Origin of the sequence: Providencia rettgeri (genome assembly GCF_041075285.1) — a bacterium.
Taxonomy (GTDB): domain Bacteria; phylum Pseudomonadota; class Gammaproteobacteria; order Enterobacterales; family Enterobacteriaceae; genus Providencia; species Providencia rettgeri_G.
In genome coordinates this window covers 1,586,917-1,606,465 of record NZ_CP163512.1, presented here as the reverse complement: position 1 = coordinate 1,606,465, position 19,549 = coordinate 1,586,917, and the positions used below count along the sequence as shown (strand labels likewise).

Below are 19,549 nucleotides of genomic sequence, written 5' to 3'. Positions count from 1 at the left end.
AGAACATTTAAAATCTGTTTTATGCACAAAATAAGACTTTTCTCTGTGATGATGGTCATTATTTTAGCAAACACCCTATAAACAACATTACACTAGGCTTTAAAAAGGGAACATTATGCGTATTGGTATACCAAGAGAACGACTTGCCAATGAAGCGCGCGTTGCTGCTACACCTTCGACAGTCACTCAACTCCTGAAGTTGGGTTTTTCTGTTTGTGTCGAAAACAACGCGGGGCATTTAGCAAGTTTTGATGATATCGCTTATGAGCAAGCAGGGGCCGAAATTGTCGATCGTGACACGGCCTTTGCCGCAGATATTGTTTTTAAAGTCAACGCACCACTTGCAGATGAAATTCCGCTGTTAAAAGAAGGGGCAACATTGGTGAGTTTTATTTGGCCAGCACAGAATGCTGAGCTAATGGAGGCTTTAAAAGCACGTAATATTAACGTGATGGCAATGGATGCTGTGCCTCGCATTTCACGTGCACAATCACTGGATGCGCTTAGTTCAATGGCAAATATTGCAGGGTATCGTGCTATTGTGGAAGCGGCACATGAATTTGGACGTTTCTTTACTGGGCAAATAACTGCGGCCGGTAAAGTTCCGCCAGCGAAAGTCATGATTATTGGCGCAGGGGTTGCAGGGCTTGCCGCAATAGGTGCAGCAGGTAGCCTCGGCGCGATTGTGCGTGCATTCGACACTCGTCCAGAGGTAAAAGAGCAAGTCCAAAGTATGGGCGCTGAATTCCTTGAATTAGATTTCAAAGAAGAAGCAGGTAGCGGTGATGGTTATGCAAAAGTGATGTCTGAGGCCTTTATTAAGGCGGAGATGGAATTGTTTGCAGCCCAAGCAAAAGATGTAGACATCATTGTCACGACAGCGTTGATCCCTGGGAAACCGGCACCAAGATTGATCACCAAAGAGATGGTTGAATCAATGAAACCGGGTAGTGTTATTGTGGATTTAGCGGCCCAAACGGGGGGTAACTGCGAACTAACACAAGCGGATAAATTAGTGGTGACTGATAATGGTGTTAAAATTATTGGTTACACCGATTTGCCAAGTCGCTTACCCACACAATCTTCGCAATTATATGGTACTAACCTTGTTAATTTGATGAAATTATTGTGTAAAGAAAAAGATGGTGAAATTAATATTGATTTCGATGACCTTGTTATTCGTGGCGTAACGGTCATCAAACAGGGTGAAATTACTTGGCCAGCCCCACCAATTCAGGTATCTGCTCAGCCGCAGGCGAAACCGAAAGCGGAGGAAAAAGTTAAAGCGCCTGAGAAGAAAATGTCGCCAGCATTGAAATACGGTTTGATGGCATTAGCCATTATTCTTTTCGGCTGGTTTGCTAACTCTGCACCGAAAGAGTTTTTATCGCACTTTACGGTATTTGCCCTCGCTTGTGTTGTCGGCTACTACGTGGTTTGGAATGTAACCCACGCGTTGCATACACCACTGATGTCCGTCACCAATGCGATTTCAGGGATCATTGTTGTTGGTGCGCTACTGCAAATCGGCAGTGGCGGCTGGGTAAGCTTCTTATCCTTTATTGCCATATTGATCGCAAGTATCAATATTTTCGGTGGGTTTACAGTAACCCAACGTATGTTAAAAATGTTTCGTAAAGGATAAGGGGTAACTTATGTTGTCGAGTGGAATTGTGACAGCAGCGTATATTGTTGCTGCTATCCTATTTATTTTCAGCCTAGCAGGGCTATCACGTCATGAAAGTTCTCAACGTGGGAACACTTATGGCGTGATTGGTATGGCAATTGCGCTTATTGCCACCATTTTAGGGCCTCACAGTGCCAATGTGGGCTGGATGATCATTGCGATGGTTATTGGCGCTGTTATTGGTATTCGTTTAGCGAAAAAAGTTGAAATGACCGAAATGCCAGAGCTGGTTGCTATTTTACATAGCTTCGTCGGTTTAGCGGCAGTATTAGTTGGTTTCAATAGTTTTATCGCAAGTGAGACTTACACTGATGTTGTGATGGAAAATATTCATTTAACAGAAGTTTTCCTTGGTATCTTCATCGGTGCGGTCACCTTTACAGGGTCAGTTGTGGCTTATGGTAAATTGTCAGGAAAAATGTCATCTAAACCGATGATGCTGCCAAACCGCCATAAATTAAACCTAGCTGCGCTGGCTATTTCATTTATTCTATTAGTGATTTTCGTTAAGACGCAGAGCGTTGGTTTGCAGGTTTTCTTAATGTTAATCATGACGGTAATTGCATTAGCCTTTGGTTGGCACTTAGTGGCCTCTATCGGTGGTGCAGATATGCCAGTGGTCGTTTCGATGCTGAACTCCTATTCAGGTTGGGCAGCGGCAGCAGCAGGTTTCATGTTAAGCAATGACTTGCTGATTGTCACAGGGGCGTTAGTCGGCTCATCTGGTGCTATTCTGTCTTACATTATGTGTAAGGCGATGAACCGTTCATTTCTCAGTGTGATAGCCGGGGGCTTTGGTACAGATGGTTCTTCAACAGGTGCAGAAGAGGAAGTCGGTGAATACCGAGAAAGTACCGCTGAAGAAGTCGCCGAAATGTTGAAAAATTCGACATCGGTGATCATCACGCCGGGCTATGGTATGGCGGTTGCACAAGCCCAATATCCCGTTGCTGATATTACTACCAAACTGCGCGAACGCGGTATTAATGTGCGTTTTGGTATTCATCCGGTTGCAGGGCGTTTACCCGGCCATATGAACGTATTATTAGCAGAAGCAAAAGTCCCTTATGATATTGTGTTGGAAATGGATGAAATTAATGACGATTTCTCTGATACTGATACTGTATTGGTGATTGGGGCGAACGATACGGTTAACCCAGCAGCACAAGAAGATCCAAACAGCCCAATTGCGGGTATGCCAGTGCTGGAAGTTTGGAAAGCCAATAATGTGGTGGTGTTCAAACGTTCGATGAATACGGGATATGCAGGTGTGCAAAACCCATTATTCTTTAAAGAAAACACCCAAATGTTGTTTGGTGATGCTAAAGACAGCGTTGATGCTATTTTACGCGCATTGTAATTGATGAGTATTTAGAACGCATTATGGGGTTATTGGCTTATGCCAGTAACCCCATTTTTCATTATTCATAGTTTAGATGACAGATTAATCATCATCAGCGGCATTAACAGGACAAACAAATCCATCAGGTTTGATTGCTAGCAAGTCACATTTGAGTTTATCAATCACATGTTCAGCAGTGTTTCCTAAGAATGCGGCGGATAAACCTGTACGGCCTAAAATACCGAGCACAACTACACCTGCATGTAATTCCTCACACATTTCGGGGATAATTTTTTCCGGCAACCCTTCACGCACGTGAGTATATTTTTCATCGATGCTGAATCGTTGCCTTAACTCTTTCATCGCAATCAAATGCTGACCGCGCAGGGCATTATTGTATAGGCTTGGGTCAAAATCAGGGAGCTCAATGGCAATATTCATTGGCGCGACAGGGTAGGCACTGACAAGATGGATTTCTTGTTCCTTAATAATGCGCGTGGCCAAATCGCGTGTTTTTTCGACTAACTTAATATTTAAGTCGTCATGGTAGGATTCTTCATTTGATAAGTTAACGGCCACCACGACAGAACCGTGATCGGGCCAGACTTTATCTTTTACCATCCAAACTGGGCAAGGGCATTTTCGGAGTAAATGCCAATCTAGAGGGGTGAAGATAATGGATTCGAAATTATCTGTTTGGTGCGCCATTTTTAACAGCAAATCGTGTTCACCACTAATAACTTCTTGAATAATGGCCTCATAAGGCTTGTTATGCCAAATGACTTTAATTTCGATATCAATACCTGCTTCGAGGTAAAAATGGGCTTGCTGTTTAATCCACGCCGCTTTTTGGCTGATTACACCTTTACGCATGGCGTTACGCTCTTCGGGGGAGAGTAACGTTGTCATGTCATAAGATAAATCATAGATGGGTAAAAATGCTTTTATCCGTCCACCATTACGCTGCACGATGTAGACAGCACGTCTTAATGCAGGTTGATCATCCTGATTTGGGTCAATTGCAACTAGCAGGTTTTTATAGTTTGCCATATTGAAATCCTCTCGATACACGGATATTTCCATATAGATAAACTAAGATATTGGCGTTAAATAGGCAAGAAATCTGGAAAAAAAAACGAAAACGGATCACGATTAATGTGATCCGTTTGGGGATGTTAGCAAGTGATAGCTGAAACTTTACCTGCAATATCAGTCAGTTTAGCCATATCTTCAATTGTGATGTACTTACCTTTAACGCTAAGCATACCACTTTTTTGGAATCGACCTAATAGACGGCTGATGGTTTCAACCGTTAAACCGAGATAATTACCGATATCACCACGGGTCATGGTTAATCTAAATTCTCTTGGTGAAAAACCACGTTCAGCGAAACGATGAGATAGATTAAGAATAAATGCCGCTAATCGCTCTTCTGCGTTTTTCTTGGATAATAAAAGGATCATTTCTTGATCACCTTTAATCTCGCCACTCATTAAACGCATAATTTGTTGACGCAGATTAGGCATTTTGCCAGATAAATCATCTAACGTTTCAAATGGAATTTCACAAACCATTGATGTTTCAAGTGCTTGTGCGAAACTTGGGTGCTGTGTATGAATAATGGCATCAAAACCAACAAGATCACCGGCTAAATGGAAACCTGTGATTTGCTCATCACCTTCTTCAGTTATAGTGTAGCTTTTAATGGTGCCTGAGCGGATAGCATATAAAGAACGTAATTCGTCCCCAGCCTTAAATAGCGCTTGGCCTTTTTGAATGGGTTTTTTACGTTCAATGATATTATCAAGTTGATCCAGTTCATGTTCATTCAGTGTGAAAGGAATGCAAAGTTGACTAATACTGCAGTCCTGACAATGAATTGCACAACCACCAGACTGGATGCGACGAACAACTCTTTTTTCTGGGATCATATTAAATGCTCAATCAAGTTAAAATTATTGATATGAGTCAATTTTAACATAAGATAAGGCGGCTGGTAAGTAGTAATATATGACAGAGTTGGCTAATTAGACAAAATAGCCAGATGTGTAGGGAGCATCAAGTTAGTTATTTTAGACATAAATGCTAAATTAATGCAGATTATTAAATATTATGTTTGATATAGATTAAATATTGCTACCTAAACAATAAAAAGATGACTTACATCATCATCAGAATTAATACTTAAAAATGCATTTTTAACGCACGATTTATTAAACTAATTAGCATTAATTTAACACAAAAATAAATTTATGAATATCAATTTTTCAAATTAGCCTCAAAAAGGAGACCATGATGACTCATGTTCAGCAGCCTTTACCAACCGCAATGACGGTTGTCAATATTATAGAACCGGGCGGCCCTGAAAAATTGCAATTAATTGAAAAACCGTTACCCAGAATTTCTGCAGGATATTTACTTGTAAAAGTAGAAGCGGCGGGGGTTAATCGTCCGGATATCTTTCAGCGAAAAGGCTCTTACCCTCCACCGCCTGATGCCTCCCCAATTATGGGATTGGAGATTGCTGGAACGGTTGTCGCAAAAGCGGACGATGTTGATAATTGGCAATTAGGTGACAGGCTTTGTGCTTTGGTGGCTGGAGGAGGTTATGCCGAATATTGTTTAGTACATAAAGATATTGCATTGCCACTTGGTAATTTATCGTTTATTGAAGGTGCTGCTATTCCTGAAAACCTTTTTACAGTTTGGGCAAATATGTGCCAAATAGGGCAACTGAAAGAAGATGAAACCGTCCTTATCCATGGTGGAACATCGGGAATAGGTAGTGTGGCTATCCAACTTGCTAAGGCTATCGGTGCTACCGTGATCACGACTGTCGGTTCAGAAGAAAAGGCAAGTGTAGCGAAAGCGCTAGGTGCAGATTGTATTATTAACTACCGAACTGATGATTTTGTCGAAGCGACAAAAACCTTCACATTATCACGTGGCGTGGATATGGTGATTGATATTATTGGTGGGGATTATGTGGCGAAAAATTACTTAGTCGCAGCAAAATTTGCTCGAATCATTCAAATTGGCATGATGAAAGGAAACCCAGAGCAACTTAACATGATGCCTCTAATGGTCAAACGATTAACACATACGGGGTCAACTATGCGCTCGCGCTCTATTGAGGAAAAAGCACAGATAACCAGAGAGCTTCAATCGCAAGTTTGGCCAATGTTGCAAAATGGTAAAATTAAACCAATAATTAACAAATGCTATGCATTATCAAAAGTGAAAGAGGCTCATGAATATATGGAATCTGGTGAGCTTATCGGGAAAATAGTACTAACAAACAAATAATTGAAGATTTATTTGTATAAAAATCACTACCTTCTATTCCTCTTAAGAGGGTAGTGAAAACACACTTCTCTATAACAAAAAATTTACATTATCAAGTCTTTTTAGCGTAAATATCTCTTTACAGCTAACTAAATTTTGATTTTTTGTGCCCGCCCACAATTCCAAACAAAATTATGATTAGTTTGTTAATAATTAAATAAAAATGGATTATACCTATAAGCAAGTTGGCCATTAACGGCTTGTTTATCAATAAATAATACTTAAATGATATTTTTAAATGTACATCATTAATATATTGATATCTTTTATATAAACACAATCCGTTATGCACTTTCCAATGATATTAAGTGAATAAACTTAAGTACAATTAATGTTAATTAATTGTAATTTGAAGGTGTGGTAAAATGAATAATTTTAACAATTCAAAAATGAATGTGGATGCACTTTTTTTAGGTCCAAAATCTGAAAATGCAGTTTTTTTTAAAGAGATGATGGAATATTCTGTTACAGAACATATGCATTGGCGTTCAAGCTATCATCCGGAAGATCCTGAGCATATTACCGCTGTTGACCGCTATGAGCCAGAATACAGAGATACGCTGTATCGAACCGAAAGTATCCTCAATCAACTATCTTCAAAGTTAAAAAGTACGTCTGTACCCTGGTTCTCTCCACGTTATATGGGTCATATGAACGCGGATACACTCATGGTTTCAAATCTCGCCTATGTGATGGCGATGATGTACAACCCTAATAATTGTACCCAAGAAGCATCACCGACGACTACCACCTTAGAAATAGAGGCAGGTTTAGATTTGTGTAGTATGTTTGGTTTTGATGTGGGGCAATCATGGGGTCATATCACATCGGGAGGAACGGTTGCTAATTATGAAGGGTTATGGGTTGCAAGAAACCTGAAAAGTTTACCGCTAGCCATTGCCCAACATGAAAAATCCAAGCATTTACTGATTGGCAAATCAGAGCAAGAATTGCTTAATTTACCCGTGGTTGTCGTTTTAGAACTTATTGATGAACTAAAAAAACTAAATATCTTTGAGGAGATTAGGGCATTAACTGCTCGTGGTGTTGGAATACCACAGCATAAACTGGGTAAGTTATTAGTACCGCAATCTAAACACTACTCTTGGATGAAGGCGATGGATATTTTGGGGCTTGGGCAACAAAATATTGTGCAGCTACCTGTAGATGCTAGTTACCGTACTGATGTACAAAAAATGCGTGAAACCGTATTTTCCCTTATAGAACAAGGTGAACCAATTTTAGCGGTGGTTGCGGTTGTCGGTACCACAGAAACGGGTGCCATTGATAATGTGAAAGCGGTTATTGATTTGCGTCGTGATTGTGAGGAGCGATACGGCGTATCTTTTTATGTGCATGTTGATGCGGCCTATGCCGGTTACGCTTGCGCAATGTTCCGTGATGAGAACAATCAGTTTATGGAATATGATGCCCTTGTTCAACGTTATCACGATGAAGGTATTTTTCCGAAAGATGTTATCTGGCCAAAAGCTGACGTTTATGAAAGCTTTAAAGCGCTAAACCAAGTTGATTCCATTACGGTTGACCCTCACAAAGTAGGTTTTATCCCCTATGCAGCTGGTGCCATTTGCATGAAAGATAAGCGCATTGTTGATTTGATCTCATATCATGCAGCATATGTGTTTGAAGAAGTTCAGGAAAAACATCGCAAATCAGACAAACTGCAAAATGTGGTTTTAGGCTCATCGATAATGGAGGGCTCAAAAGCGGGCGCAACGGCAGCTGCTGTTTGGGCTGCACATCGGTTAGTGCCATTGAACTTTTTAGGGTATGGCAAAGTGCTCGCCGCGGGGATCACAACCGCGAATTGGATGATTGAAAAGATAAATCAATGTCAGCCATTCCATATTGATGGGCGCAAATTTACAATGATAGCGATGCCTTCACCTGATTTTCACATGATTAACTTTATGTTCCGCGAATTAGGTAATCCTTCCTTAGAAAAACAAAATCGTTTAAATAAACGCCTGTATGAAATGTGTTCCTATGCGGCGGGTCGAACATATTCAAATAACTTTTTAACCTCATCGACGTCATTAACCTATGAGGAATACGGTGATAATCCATTGAGTTTGTGTCGAGATGCTAACTTTGCTGATAGTGAGTGGCATAAGGTTCGGTCTGTGTATATTTTACGCGCCGCGGTTATGACTCATTGCCTGCGTGACAAGCTGTACTTTGAAAATTATTGGGACGCATTAACCGCTATTTTCGAAGAAAAACTACAACAACTCATTGATGAAGAAAACAAAATTACGCATTCCAATTATAAATTATCCTCTTATTAATTTGTTAGGATCTCAATATGAAAAATCGCACATTGGGTAGTGTTTTTATTGTTGCAGGTACGACAATTGGTGCTGGGATGCTAGCAATGCCAATTGCTGCGGCAGGTAACGGTTTTTTAGTTAGTTTAGCGATGCTCTTAGCGCTGTGGGCGTTGATGTGCTATACCGCGCTGCTCTTGGTGGAAGTTTACCAGCATGAGTCCCATGAGGACGGGATTGGCAGTGTGGCACAACGCTATTTAGGGGCCGGCGGTAAATTTATTACTGGTTTTAGCATGATGTTCCTTATGTATGCGTTAACTGCGGCTTATGTGAGTGGGGCTGGTGAAATTATTACGTCAAATCTAAAAAGCAGTTTTGCAGTTGAAATGGCGGATTGGATGGGCATTATACTCTTTACAATTATTGGTGGTGGTGTCGTGTGTTTTGGTACTTCATCAGTAGATTTTATTAACCGCATACTATTCACTGCAAAAATCATTTTCTTGGTTATTATTTTGGCATTAATGATGCCACACGTAGAACAACAAAATTTATTGTCTGAGCCAACTGAGAAAGTCCTGATTTTATCTGCGATCCCTGTATTTTTTACGTCGTTTGGTTTTCACGGTAGTGTGCCGAGTATTGTGAAATATATGGGGGGAGACGTTAAAAGACTGCGAATTATCTTTATTATTGGTAGTGCTATTCCTCTTATTGCTTATATTTTATGGCAGATTGCTACATTGGGGAGTATTGGTACCACAACGTTTGTCGGGATTTTGGCGGAAAATGCAGGGCTTAATGGCTTATTAGATGCGATTAAAGATGTTGCACAATCAGGTCGTACTGAATTAGTCGCTCAAATGTTTATGAGTTTGGCACTAGCTACCTCATTTTTAGGCGTTGCATTAGGCTTATTTGACTTTTTAGCCGATTTATTTAAACGACAGGATAATGCGGCAGGGCGACTGCAAACGGGGTTATTGACGTTTGGCCCGCCATTAATATTTGCATTATTTTACCCGAAAGGTTTTGTTATGGCACTGGGGTATGCAGCCATAGCCTTATCAATTCTTGCGTTATTATTGCCAAGTGCTATGGCATTTAAGTCCCGCGCACTGAATCAACGCCGCTATCAAGTATTAGGTGGTTCCATTGGTCTACTGATCGTCTTTTTATGTGGAATTATCGTGATTGGTGTTCAACTTGGTATTGTTTTTAACATCTTGCCTGATATCGGTTAATAACGACCTTGTAAGATAAACCAGTCTAACTGACTGGTTTTTTTATGTTCAGAATCAAGTGATTCAGATAATTTACAGCACAATAATCACTGATTTCTGTTTTTTCAATGCGTATAATCCAACTAAGAATGATTATCATTAGCACATTATGCACAAAAACAGATATATCTAAAGCTGGTGTTTTTCGTAAAAGTGACTATTATATTCGATATATCGGTTTTGATATCAAAACAACCACTGAGAATTTGAATGGCAAACGCGCAACAACCTGATCCTTGTTTATGTAACGGCAAGGGCTTGAGTCGAATGTTTAACCCTAAGCAGTTAAGAATATACATTCTGCACTTACTGACCGGGGGAATAAATTACGGCTATGAGCTGATCAAAAGAATTTCTGAGGAAACAGCAGGTTTTTACTGCCCAAGCCCGGGTGTTATTTACCCCACGTTAACGTTATTAGAAGAGCTAGGCTTTATTATTGCGGGAAAAGAAAACGATAAAGGGCGTAAGTGTTTTACTATTACACCTGAAGGTCGGTGTTTTTTACTATCAAAAGCAGATATTTTGGCTGAAGTTAGACTAAAGTTAAACTATGCACAAGAACTTAAGGCGGGTAATCAATTTGCTAATGAAATTGAGTGTGCAGTGGATAAATTTAAATCCCTGTTAAGACATAAAATTGTTTTACAGCAATTAAGCAAAGAGGAATCGGCGAAAGTCGTTGAAATCATTAATAGAGCGGTTGAACGGATAGAGGAAGTTAACGCAGCATTAGTGATGGAAGGAAAATTAAATGGCAAAAACTAACGATATTATTCAAGTAAAAGAGCACTTATATATGACAGATAATCATAAAACAGCACAGGATAAAACCTTGCCACAAGATGAAATTGAAGAAAATGGTAAGCAGGATGCAAAATTTAAAGAAGTCGTTTGCCCAAATGTACCAACGTCTTATTTTAAGCGTGCGAAAAAACAGAAAATCAAATATTAAGATAGATGGTTTACAAAATTTTTATTCAATAACAGATTGAATTGGCTGCTAAGTCTTATTATAAGGCAACAAGCATATTTAAAATAAACCCATTTTTTGACGGTGCTTCAAATGGTTTTAACAGCAAATATAATGATTTTGTAAACTTTACATATTCTTGGCTTGATATTAAGTTAAATAAACATAAAAAATCCCTTAAACACAGTCGTTATCAGGGGATGAGGTTATTAATCAAGTGGGAAAAAAACGTGTTTTTTCCCACTTTGTGTTATTAGGCGAAAATCAATGAGTTGATTTTCCTAGTTTGTTTTCAAAACCTATCCAACCTACTGTTACCTAAGTCATCAGGGGGTAAACTTATAATCCCAGTTGCGCGTGTATCTGTGCGATTTCATCACTCCATTGTTGCTGTAATTGTGGTTTTTGATGACTTAATTTACGTTGCTTATCAGCCTGTAATTTTTCCTCTAAAACCAATAATTTCTCCAACAATTCATCTTCATGTGAAATGACCGGAGGGTGAGCTTCAACGGCATTGTCGTCAGCAACAGTCTCGGTATAACTGTTAGATTGCGCTACTCCTTCAATTTTATGATAAATATCATCAATATTGTGGTATTCCTCTAATCGATTCTCATCAATAAACCAAAAACGTTGGCAACTGTTTTCAATTAGCCACCTATCGTGGCTGACCACCAGTAATGCACCAGAAAACTGGCTAATTTGCTCACTAAGCGCTTCTTTTCCTTCAAGATCAAGGTGGTTTGTTGGTTCATCTAATAAGATGAGCTCATATTGAGCCAGACTCAGACCAATAAACAGCAGTCGCGCACGTTCACCACCACTGAGTGTTGCAACGGTTTGTTGGTGACGCGTATAAGCGAACCCAGCACCGATAAGAGCCATTTTACGTTGTTCATCCGTGATAGATGCAAAAGGGCGGAGCGCATCCAACAAGCTATCGTTGTCGTTTAACTGTTCTAGTTGCTGATCATAATATCCAGCACGAATGGTTGGGTGAAACTTTAGCTGTTTGGTGTTGCGTAAATCATGTTGATAATGCTGCCAAAGAAGGCGCAATAAAGTTGATTTACCACAACCATTTGCGCCCATAATGGCGATGCGGTCACCGCTTTTTACCTGATGGAACTTGGTGGTAAACAAACGTTCACCCGTTGGTGTTGAAACTTCGGTTCCGTCGAGTTCTAAAACACGATCAGCCTGAATGGATTTACCATTTAGGGCTAATGTCCATTGATAGCCTTCAGTTAATTCAGTTTGAGACTCTTTGAGCCTATCAATGTGTTTTTCCATTTGTTTAGCTTTACGAGAAAGGCCTTCGTTATCATAAACGTGGCCCCAAATTGCTAAGCGTTTTGCACTGGAAGCAATTCGGTCAATCTCTTTTTGTTCCACTTGATTACGTTTTTCATCTGTTTTGTCTTTTTCGGCTATGGCAAGGCGTGCTTCACTACAGGGTAACCGATAGAAAAGTAACGACTTATCACGTAAAACCCACGTACAGTTAGTCACTTTATCCAGTAACGCTTGATCGTGAGAAACGAGAACAAAGCTACCTTTCCAAGACTGAAGGAAATTCCCTAACCAAATTAGGGTAGGCAAATCCAGATGGTTACTGGGCTCATCTAACAGCAACAGATCAGGTTGTTCAATTAAAGCACGCCCTAAAAGTAGCCGAGTGTGTTGGCCGCCACTCAATTCATTGGCTTTTTGTTCCCACTGTTGGGGGATAAAACCTAATTCAGACAATAATACTTCCGCCCGCCAGCGCTCAGTGAGTCGATCTTGCTCTGGGATTTTTTGCACAAGGGTATCAATGAGTGTCAGTTGGGCAACGTCTTCAGGTAAATGCTGTTCAATATACGCAGTCACGCAGTGGTTTGCGTAAATAATGTGACCACTGTTAGGGACAAGTTGCTGGGTAAGTAGCTTCAATAAGGTACTTTTTCCACTGCCATTGTGTCCAATTAAACCGATGCGGTCACCTTGTTGTAAGGTGAATGAAACATCATTTAAAAGCGAGTGGGTAGAAATGTCATAATTTAATGATTTTACAGATAATAAAGTGCTCATAGCTTACTCGAATTTTAGGCATAGCAATGCCATGGATAGTCATAACGACAACCCAGTAAGCTGAGGAAGGTTTCTTTACGGCTTCGCTCAGGCAGGGTTATCGCAGTATAAAACTGTGAAAGCCTGAGCCTTGGCGATTACCAAAGAAGTGTGAATATTCAATGAGATCACACAACAGCATAAATTAGCCTCCTTATTTTTTGTTGGGTTGAACAATGTGCGCATCATACCAAACAGAAGAGTGAGAGCAAGCATCAGAAATGCGCTATTTGATAATAATTGCAGTAAAAGGTATTACTACAGATATAAACCTCGCTTATATCCTGTGCGTTCATATGAATAAAACTGCTAAGTATTGGGGGTTTTAGGTGCAAAGCATAAAATTGCAGTTCAAATAATAAGAGAGCCTGAAATGAACGTAGAAATAAAACCCGCAACAATTGATGATGCTAGATTGATTTTAGAGATGATTATTGAGTTGGCGGAGTATGAAAAAGCTCGCCATGAAGTTAAAGCCAGTGTTGCTGATATCGAGAACTCCCTATTTGGGGCAGATTCTAAAACGGAAGCCCTTATTTGCTATGTTGATGGTAAACCCGCGGGGTATGCTGTTTTCTTTACCAGCTATTCAACTTGGTTAGGAAATAACGGTATCTATTTAGAAGATCTGTATATCTCTCCCGATTTTCGTGGTGCAGGTGCAGGAAAAAAACTATTAAAATATATCGCAGGATTAGCCGTGGAAAGGAAGTGCCAACGATTAGAATGGAGTGTGCTAGATTGGAATCAGCCTGCTATCGATTTTTATCAAAGTATTGGTGCACAGCCACAAGATGAGTGGGTTCGTTACCGTATGGATGAAAAAACCATTGCGGAGTTTGCCCGTTAATTGTCAATAATTAAACGAGTATAACGTTTGCATTGAAAATGCCAGTAAACTGATTTACTGGCGGAGTTTGTTGACAAAGTGAGAGAAAAGCGTGTTTTTTTCCACTTTGTGCTATCAGGCGAAAATCAATGCATTGATTTTTCATTTTATTTTCAAAACCCATCCAACCAGCTGCCAACTATTTTATGTTTGTCAGCTGTCTGAGGCAGTAAATTTATTTACTGGCTTTGCTTTTTTAATATTTCATCTAAAGTTATACAATTAATGCCTTCTTATGAATTTTGTTAATTTATTCTGTTTTTTTGTGATGCAAGGCAATTCTACCTAATTCGAATTTTGATAAACTTTCATTAAATTAGATAGATAGCTGATGACTGAACAGCGATTACACGGGCATTGCCTATTTTAAACCTATAATTTTCTTGTTTCGTATTTGGCTGTATTTATTTCGCATATTAACAGTTATGTGCCTTTATTAATTTCACCAGGTTAATAATTAAAATAATTGTTGTTCACTGTTTTCTCATTTAATGGAAAAGGGATGGTATGAAAATAAATAAGCAGAAAATATCTTTTTACATCATTTTAATATTAATTATTGCTGCTGGTGGTTTCTATTACTGGAGCGTCAATTCCGGAGGGTTACCAGAGGGTTTTGCGCAAAGTAATGGTCGCATCGAAGCAACAGAAATTGATATTGCGACGAAAACTGCCGGTCGAATCGACACCATTAATGTGAGAGAAGGCGATTTTGTTAAAGAAGGGCAAGAATTAGCTCGGATGGATACTCGAGCGCTTCAAGAACAGCTTCATGAAGTACAAGCTCAATTACGCCAAGCCATTAGTGCTGTGACCACTGCTGAATCAGCGCTTGCTCAACGTCAAAGTGAAAAAGTGGCCGCTCAAGCTGTTGTGCGTCAACGTGAAGCAGAGCTCGATGCAGCACAAAAGCGACTGAACCGCTCACGAGCATTGGTCAGAACGAAAGCAGTTTCTCAACAACAGGTAGATGATGATACCGCCCAAATGCAAGGATCACGTGCTGCTTTAGAAGCGTCAAAAGCACAAGTTGCCGCCGCGACATCGGCGATTGACTCTGCAAATGCAGGCATAGTGCAAGCTAAAAACCGTGTGGATGCTGCGACTGCAACTGAACGCCGCATTATGGCGGATTTAGATGACAGCATATTAAAAGCGCCCCGCAATGGACGTATTCAATATCGCGTAGCTGAACCCGGGGAAGTCCTCGGTGCGGGGGGGCGTGTACTGAATATGGTGGATTTAAGTGATGTATACATGACGTTTTTCTTACCAACGGAAGAAGCAGGGAAAGTGGCATTAGGCAGTGATGTTCATATTATTTTGGATGCAGCTCCGAATATTGTTATTCCCGCTAAAACCACTTTTGTTGCCAGTGTTGCGCAGTTCACACCAAAAACCGTTGAAACACAAAATGAACGCTTAAAACTGATGTTTCGCGTTCGCGCTCGCATCTCCCCTGAATTGCTCGAAAAACACCTTGAATATGTGAAAACAGGATTGCCGGGTAAAGCTTATGTCCGTTTAGACTCCAAAACATCTTGGCCGACTGAACTCGAGGTGAGATTACCACAATGACCAATAAACTGATGGATGATGTGATCATTGATATACAGCATGTCAGCCAGCATTACGGTGAAAATTGTGCATTGGATGACATTGTCCTTACGATCCCCGCTCGCAAGATGGTTGGTTTGATTGGTCCTGATGGTGTCGGGAAATCGAGCTTAATGTCTCTGATTGCTGGGGCGCGGGCTATTCAACAAGGAAATGTAATTGTACTTGATGGTGATATGAATGATGTTGATCATCGTCGCGCAGTATGCCCGCGTATCGCTTATATGCCGCAAGGACTCGGAAAAAACCTCTACCATACATTATCAGTGTATGAAAATGTGGACTTTTTTGGTCGTTTATTTGGGCAATCAAAAGCAGAAAGGGAATACCGTATTCAAGACTTGTTAGAAAGCACAGGTTTAGCGCCTTTTAAAGACCGCCCAGCAGGTAAATTATCGGGTGGTATGAAACAGAAACTCGGTTTATGCTGCGCACTTATCCACGATCCTGACTTGTTAATTCTTGATGAACCTACCACAGGGGTTGACCCCTTGTCACGTGCCCAATTTTGGGACTTAATTGATCGTATTCGTTTACGCCAAACCAATATGAGTGTGTTGGTGGCAACCGCTTACATGGAAGAAGCGGAACGGTTCGATTGGCTGGTGGCAATGGATGATGGAAAAGTGTTAGCGACCGGCCATGCTTCGGAATTAAAAGCCCAAACACAATGTGAAGATCTCGAAGCTGCGTTTATTAAACTATTACCTGAAGAAAAACGCAGTGGTCACAAACGAGTTGTTATACCACCGAGAGACACCTCAAAGGATGATGTTATCGCGATTGAAGCGCAAGATTTAACTATGCGATTTGGCGACTTTGTTGCCGTTGATCACGTCAATTTTAAGATCCCAAAAGGGGAGATTTTTGGATTCTTAGGCTCCAATGGTTGTGGTAAATCAACGACCATGAAAATGCTGACAGGGCTTTTGCAAGCCAGTGAAGGGCGAGCTTGGTTATTTGGGCAGGAGATCGACCCAAAAGATATCGAAACGCGTAAACGTGTAGGGTATATGTCCCAAGCGTTTTCGCTGTATAGCGAACTGAGTGTAGAGCAAAACTTAGTTTTACACGCAAAACTATTCCATATCCCAGAAGAGAAAATTGAACGCCGTGTTGATGACATGTGCCAACGATTTGAATTGAATGAGGTTAGGAATACCATGCCTGACGATTTACCGTTGGGGATACGTCAGCGTTTGTCACTGGCTGTTGCTGTTATTCATGAACCTGAAATGCTGATCCTGGATGAACCTACATCCGGCGTTGACCCCGTCGCCAGAGATATGTTCTGGGCGCTAATGGTTGATCTATCAAGACGTGACGGCGTCACAATTTTTATCTCCACACACTTTATGAATGAGGCGGAGCGTTGTGACCGGATCTCCTTGATGCACGCCGGTAAGGTACTGGATTGTGATACCCCAGCAAATCTGACTAAAAAGCGCGGTTTGGCTACACTTGAAGAAACTTTTATTGCTTATTTACAAGATGCTGTCGGTGATGCAGGACGAGAAACTGAAGCCGTACCTGAATTCCATGTTGATTCAGCGCTAAAAGAACAAGCGACAGAAGCATTGAAAAAACGGTTTAGCTTACGTCGCTTATTTAGCTATTCCATTCGGGAAGGAATGGAACTGCGGCGAGATCCGGTACGTTCTACCCTTGCTTTGCTTGGCACCGTGATCTTGATGTTTATTATGGGATATGGGATCAGCATGGACGTTGAAAACTTACGTTTTTCGGTGCTAGATCGCGATCAAACTGGTCTTAGTCAAGGTTATACGTTAAACCTAGCGGGGTCCCGTTATTTTATTGAACAGCCACCGCTTCAAGATTATGACGCACTCGAAGACGGTATGCGTAGCGGGCAAATCACTGTTGCCATTGAAATACCACCGAATTTTGCACGTGATGTTGCTCGTGGTAACAATGTAAAAATCGGTGTTTGGATAGACGGTGCAATGCCAAACCGTGCAGAGACGGTTCGTGGTTATGTGCAAGCTATGCACCTTGCATGGTTAAGTACCATGGCAGCAAAACAACCCGTGGGAGTAGCAGGTATACCGGCTATTGATATAGAAACACGCTATCGTTATAACCCGGATGTCCGCAGCTTACCGGCTATCGTCCCTGCGGTTATTCCATTATTATTAATGATGATCCCGGCCATGCTAAGTGCGTTAAGTGTGGTAAGGGAAAAAGAACTAGGTTCCATTATTAATCTTTATGTCACCCCGATCACCAAATTAGAGTTTTTGCTGGGTAAACAACTTCCCTATATTTTATTAGGCATGTTTAACTTTGTACTGCTCTGTATTTTATCGGTGTATATTTTTGGCGTGGAATTCAAAGGCAGTTTTTTAACGCTGACGCTTGCTGCATTCTTGTATGTAAGCATAGCAACGGGGATTGGCTTATTAATTTCTTGCTTTATGAAAAGCCAAATCGCGGCCATTTTTGGTACTTCCATCATCACATTAATACCTGCGACACAGTTTTCTGGAATGATTGACCCCGTTTCTTCGTTAGAGGGGATTGGCCGCTGGGTTGGGATGGTTTATCCGACTTCGCACTTCCTCACTATTACGCGAGGGACGTTTTCCAAAGGCCTTAATTTATTCGATTTACAGGCATCATTTATCCCGTTATTGATCACCGTTCCACTGGTCATCGGGCTAAGCGTGTTATTCCTGAAAAAGCAGGAGTCCTAATGATGATACGTAAAATTCAAAATATTTTTAATTTAGGTATTAAGGAGTTACGAAGTTTAGGGCGTGATAAAGCGATGCTGGCTTTGATTGTGTTCGCGTTTACGGTTTCGATTTATTCGTCAGCAACAGTGACACCCGGCTCATTGCACAATGCACCGATTGCCATTGCAGACCAAGACAAATCACAGTTATCTAATCGGATTATTAATAGCTTCTATGCGCCGTATTTTTTACCGCCTGCGGATATTACATCAGACCAAATCGATGGTTTGCTTAATCGCGGTTCATACACCTTCGCGTTAGATATTCCACCTAATTTTCAACGGGATGTTTTAGCGGGTAGGCACCCTGAAATTCAGGTGAATATTGATGCTACACGTATGAGCCAAGCCTTTTTAGGGAACAGCTATATTCAAAATATCACCCTTGGTGAGGTTAATGAGTTTTTAGCGAAATATCGGAGTAATGCGAGTTTACCCGTTGACCTAGAAGTTCGCATGCGTTTTAACCCAAACTTAACGCAATCGTGGTTCGGTTCGGTAATGGCCATTATCAACAATATCACTATGTTATCGATTGTTTTGACAGGGGCTGCGTTGATCCGTGAAAGGGAACATGGCACGGTTGAGCACTTAATGGTGATGCCATTAACCCCTTTTGAGATCATGATGTCTAAAATATGGTCTATGGGATTAGTGGTGCTAATAGCTTCAGGTGTGTCATTGATGTTGGTGGTTAAGACGCTACTCCAAGTACCTATCGAAGGCTCAATTTTGCTGTTTATGTGTGGCGTTGCACTAAGCCTTTTTGCGACCACTTCTATTGGCATTTTTATGGGGACTATTGCGCGTTCGATGCCCCAGTTTGGGTTATTAATGATCTTAGTATTATTGCCATTGAATATGCTTTCAGGTGGGATGACGGCAAGGGAAAGTATGCCACAATTAGTGCAGGATATTATGTTAACTATGCCAACCACCCACTTTGTGAGTTTAGCTCAGGCGATTTTATACCGCGGTGCCGGTTTCCCAATCGTTTGGTCACAGTTTGCCATTTTACTGGTTATCGGCAGTGTCTTCTTCACTTTCGCCTTAATTCGTTTTCGTAAAACCATTGCAACAATGGCCTAATAACCGACTTAAATTGCTTAGCTAACAATAAAACGCTTGCTGAAGGCTTCAGTAAGCGTTTTAATGCATTGCCTATCAATTATTATAAATGACTAGATTATACCTATCAAATCGATAGTACGTACTGATTGGATTAAGTCACTGCAAAACAGTAACTTAATAG

General features: G+C 40.8%; 14 protein-coding genes. 11 read left to right on the top strand and 3 right to left on the bottom strand.

Annotated elements, in window-relative coordinates:
- The first annotated feature begins 115 nt into the window (after positions 1–115).
- Entirely contained in the window at positions 116–1,645 is a 1,530-nt protein-coding gene (gene pntA / locus AB6N04_RS07285; protein ID WP_369311220.1) for a Re/Si-specific NAD(P)(+) transhydrogenase subunit alpha, read from the top strand.
- Positions 1,646–1,658: 13 nt separating this feature from the next.
- On the top strand, positions 1,659–3,047 hold the full coding sequence (gene pntB / locus AB6N04_RS07280; RefSeq protein ID WP_369312033.1) for a Re/Si-specific NAD(P)(+) transhydrogenase subunit beta: 1,389 nt from the start codon (positions 1,659–1,661) through the stop codon (positions 3,045–3,047).
- An 84-nt stretch (positions 3,048–3,131) separates the two neighbouring features.
- Here the strand turns inward: pntB and uspE are convergent, their stop codons facing one another.
- Entirely contained in the window at positions 3,132–4,079 is a 948-nt protein-coding gene (uspE, locus tag AB6N04_RS07275; protein WP_369311219.1) for a universal stress protein UspE, read from the bottom strand.
- A gap of 125 nt (positions 4,080–4,204) precedes the next feature.
- Complete coding sequence (locus AB6N04_RS07270; protein ID WP_004254821.1) at positions 4,205–4,960, bottom strand: FNR family transcription factor; 756 nt, start codon at positions 4,958–4,960, stop codon at positions 4,205–4,207.
- Between the two features lie 361 nt (positions 4,961–5,321).
- Here AB6N04_RS07270 and AB6N04_RS07265 point away from each other — a divergent pair, with 361 nt between their 5' ends.
- From AB6N04_RS07265 to AB6N04_RS07245, 5 genes are all read left to right on the top strand, one after another.
- On the top strand, positions 5,322–6,335 hold the full coding sequence (locus AB6N04_RS07265) for an NAD(P)H-quinone oxidoreductase (protein WP_369311218.1): 1,014 nt from the start codon (positions 5,322–5,324) through the stop codon (positions 6,333–6,335).
- Between the two features lie 404 nt (positions 6,336–6,739).
- Positions 6,740–8,683: an aspartate aminotransferase family protein gene (locus AB6N04_RS07260; protein WP_369311217.1), complete on the top strand. Its 1,944-nt coding sequence runs from the start codon at positions 6,740–6,742 to the stop codon at positions 8,681–8,683.
- Between the two features lie 77 nt (positions 8,684–8,760).
- Positions 8,761–9,909 carry a tyrosine transporter TyrP gene (gene tyrP / locus AB6N04_RS07255; protein WP_369312031.1) on the top strand — a complete coding sequence of 383 codons (1,149 nt, stop codon included), beginning with the start codon at positions 8,761–8,763 and terminating at the stop codon, positions 9,907–9,909.
- Positions 9,910–10,158: 249 nt separating this feature from the next.
- Entirely contained in the window at positions 10,159–10,716 is a 558-nt protein-coding gene (locus AB6N04_RS07250; RefSeq protein WP_369311216.1) for a PadR family transcriptional regulator, read from the top strand.
- Complete coding sequence (locus AB6N04_RS07245; protein ID WP_369311215.1) at positions 10,703–10,903, top strand: DEAD/DEAH box helicase; 201 nt, start codon at positions 10,703–10,705, stop codon at positions 10,901–10,903. Before AB6N04_RS07250 ends, AB6N04_RS07245 begins: the two co-directional genes overlap by 14 nt.
- A 357-nt stretch (positions 10,904–11,260) precedes the next feature.
- Here the strand turns inward: AB6N04_RS07245 and AB6N04_RS07240 are convergent, their stop codons facing one another.
- Positions 11,261–12,997 carry an ABC-F family ATP-binding cassette domain-containing protein gene (locus AB6N04_RS07240; protein ID WP_369311214.1) on the bottom strand — a complete coding sequence of 579 codons (1,737 nt, stop codon included), beginning with the start codon at positions 12,995–12,997 and terminating at the stop codon, positions 11,261–11,263.
- Between the two features lie 412 nt (positions 12,998–13,409).
- On the opposite strand from AB6N04_RS07240, the gene AB6N04_RS07235 reads away from it, so the two are divergent.
- From AB6N04_RS07235 to AB6N04_RS07220, 4 genes are all read left to right on the top strand, one after another.
- A complete protein-coding gene (locus AB6N04_RS07235) occupies positions 13,410–13,886 on the top strand; it encodes an N-acetyltransferase family protein (protein ID WP_369311213.1) in 477 nt (158 codons plus the stop codon).
- Positions 13,887–14,432: 546 nt separating this feature from the next.
- Positions 14,433–15,503 (top strand): HlyD family secretion protein, encoded by a 1,071-nt coding sequence (locus AB6N04_RS07230; RefSeq protein WP_369311212.1) that lies wholly within the window; start codon positions 14,433–14,435, stop codon positions 15,501–15,503.
- The gene (gene rbbA / locus AB6N04_RS07225) at positions 15,500–18,256 is read left to right on the top strand and encodes a ribosome-associated ATPase/putative transporter RbbA (protein ID WP_369311211.1); all 2,757 of its coding nucleotides are present in this window, start codon (positions 15,500–15,502) and stop codon (positions 18,254–18,256) included. Before AB6N04_RS07230 ends, rbbA begins: the two co-directional genes overlap by 4 nt.
- Before the next feature lie 5 nt (positions 18,257–18,261).
- Positions 18,262–19,386 (top strand): ABC transporter permease, encoded by a 1,125-nt coding sequence (locus AB6N04_RS07220; RefSeq protein WP_369312029.1) that lies wholly within the window; start codon positions 18,262–18,264, stop codon positions 19,384–19,386.
- The last annotated feature ends 163 nt before the right edge of the window (positions 19,387–19,549 follow it).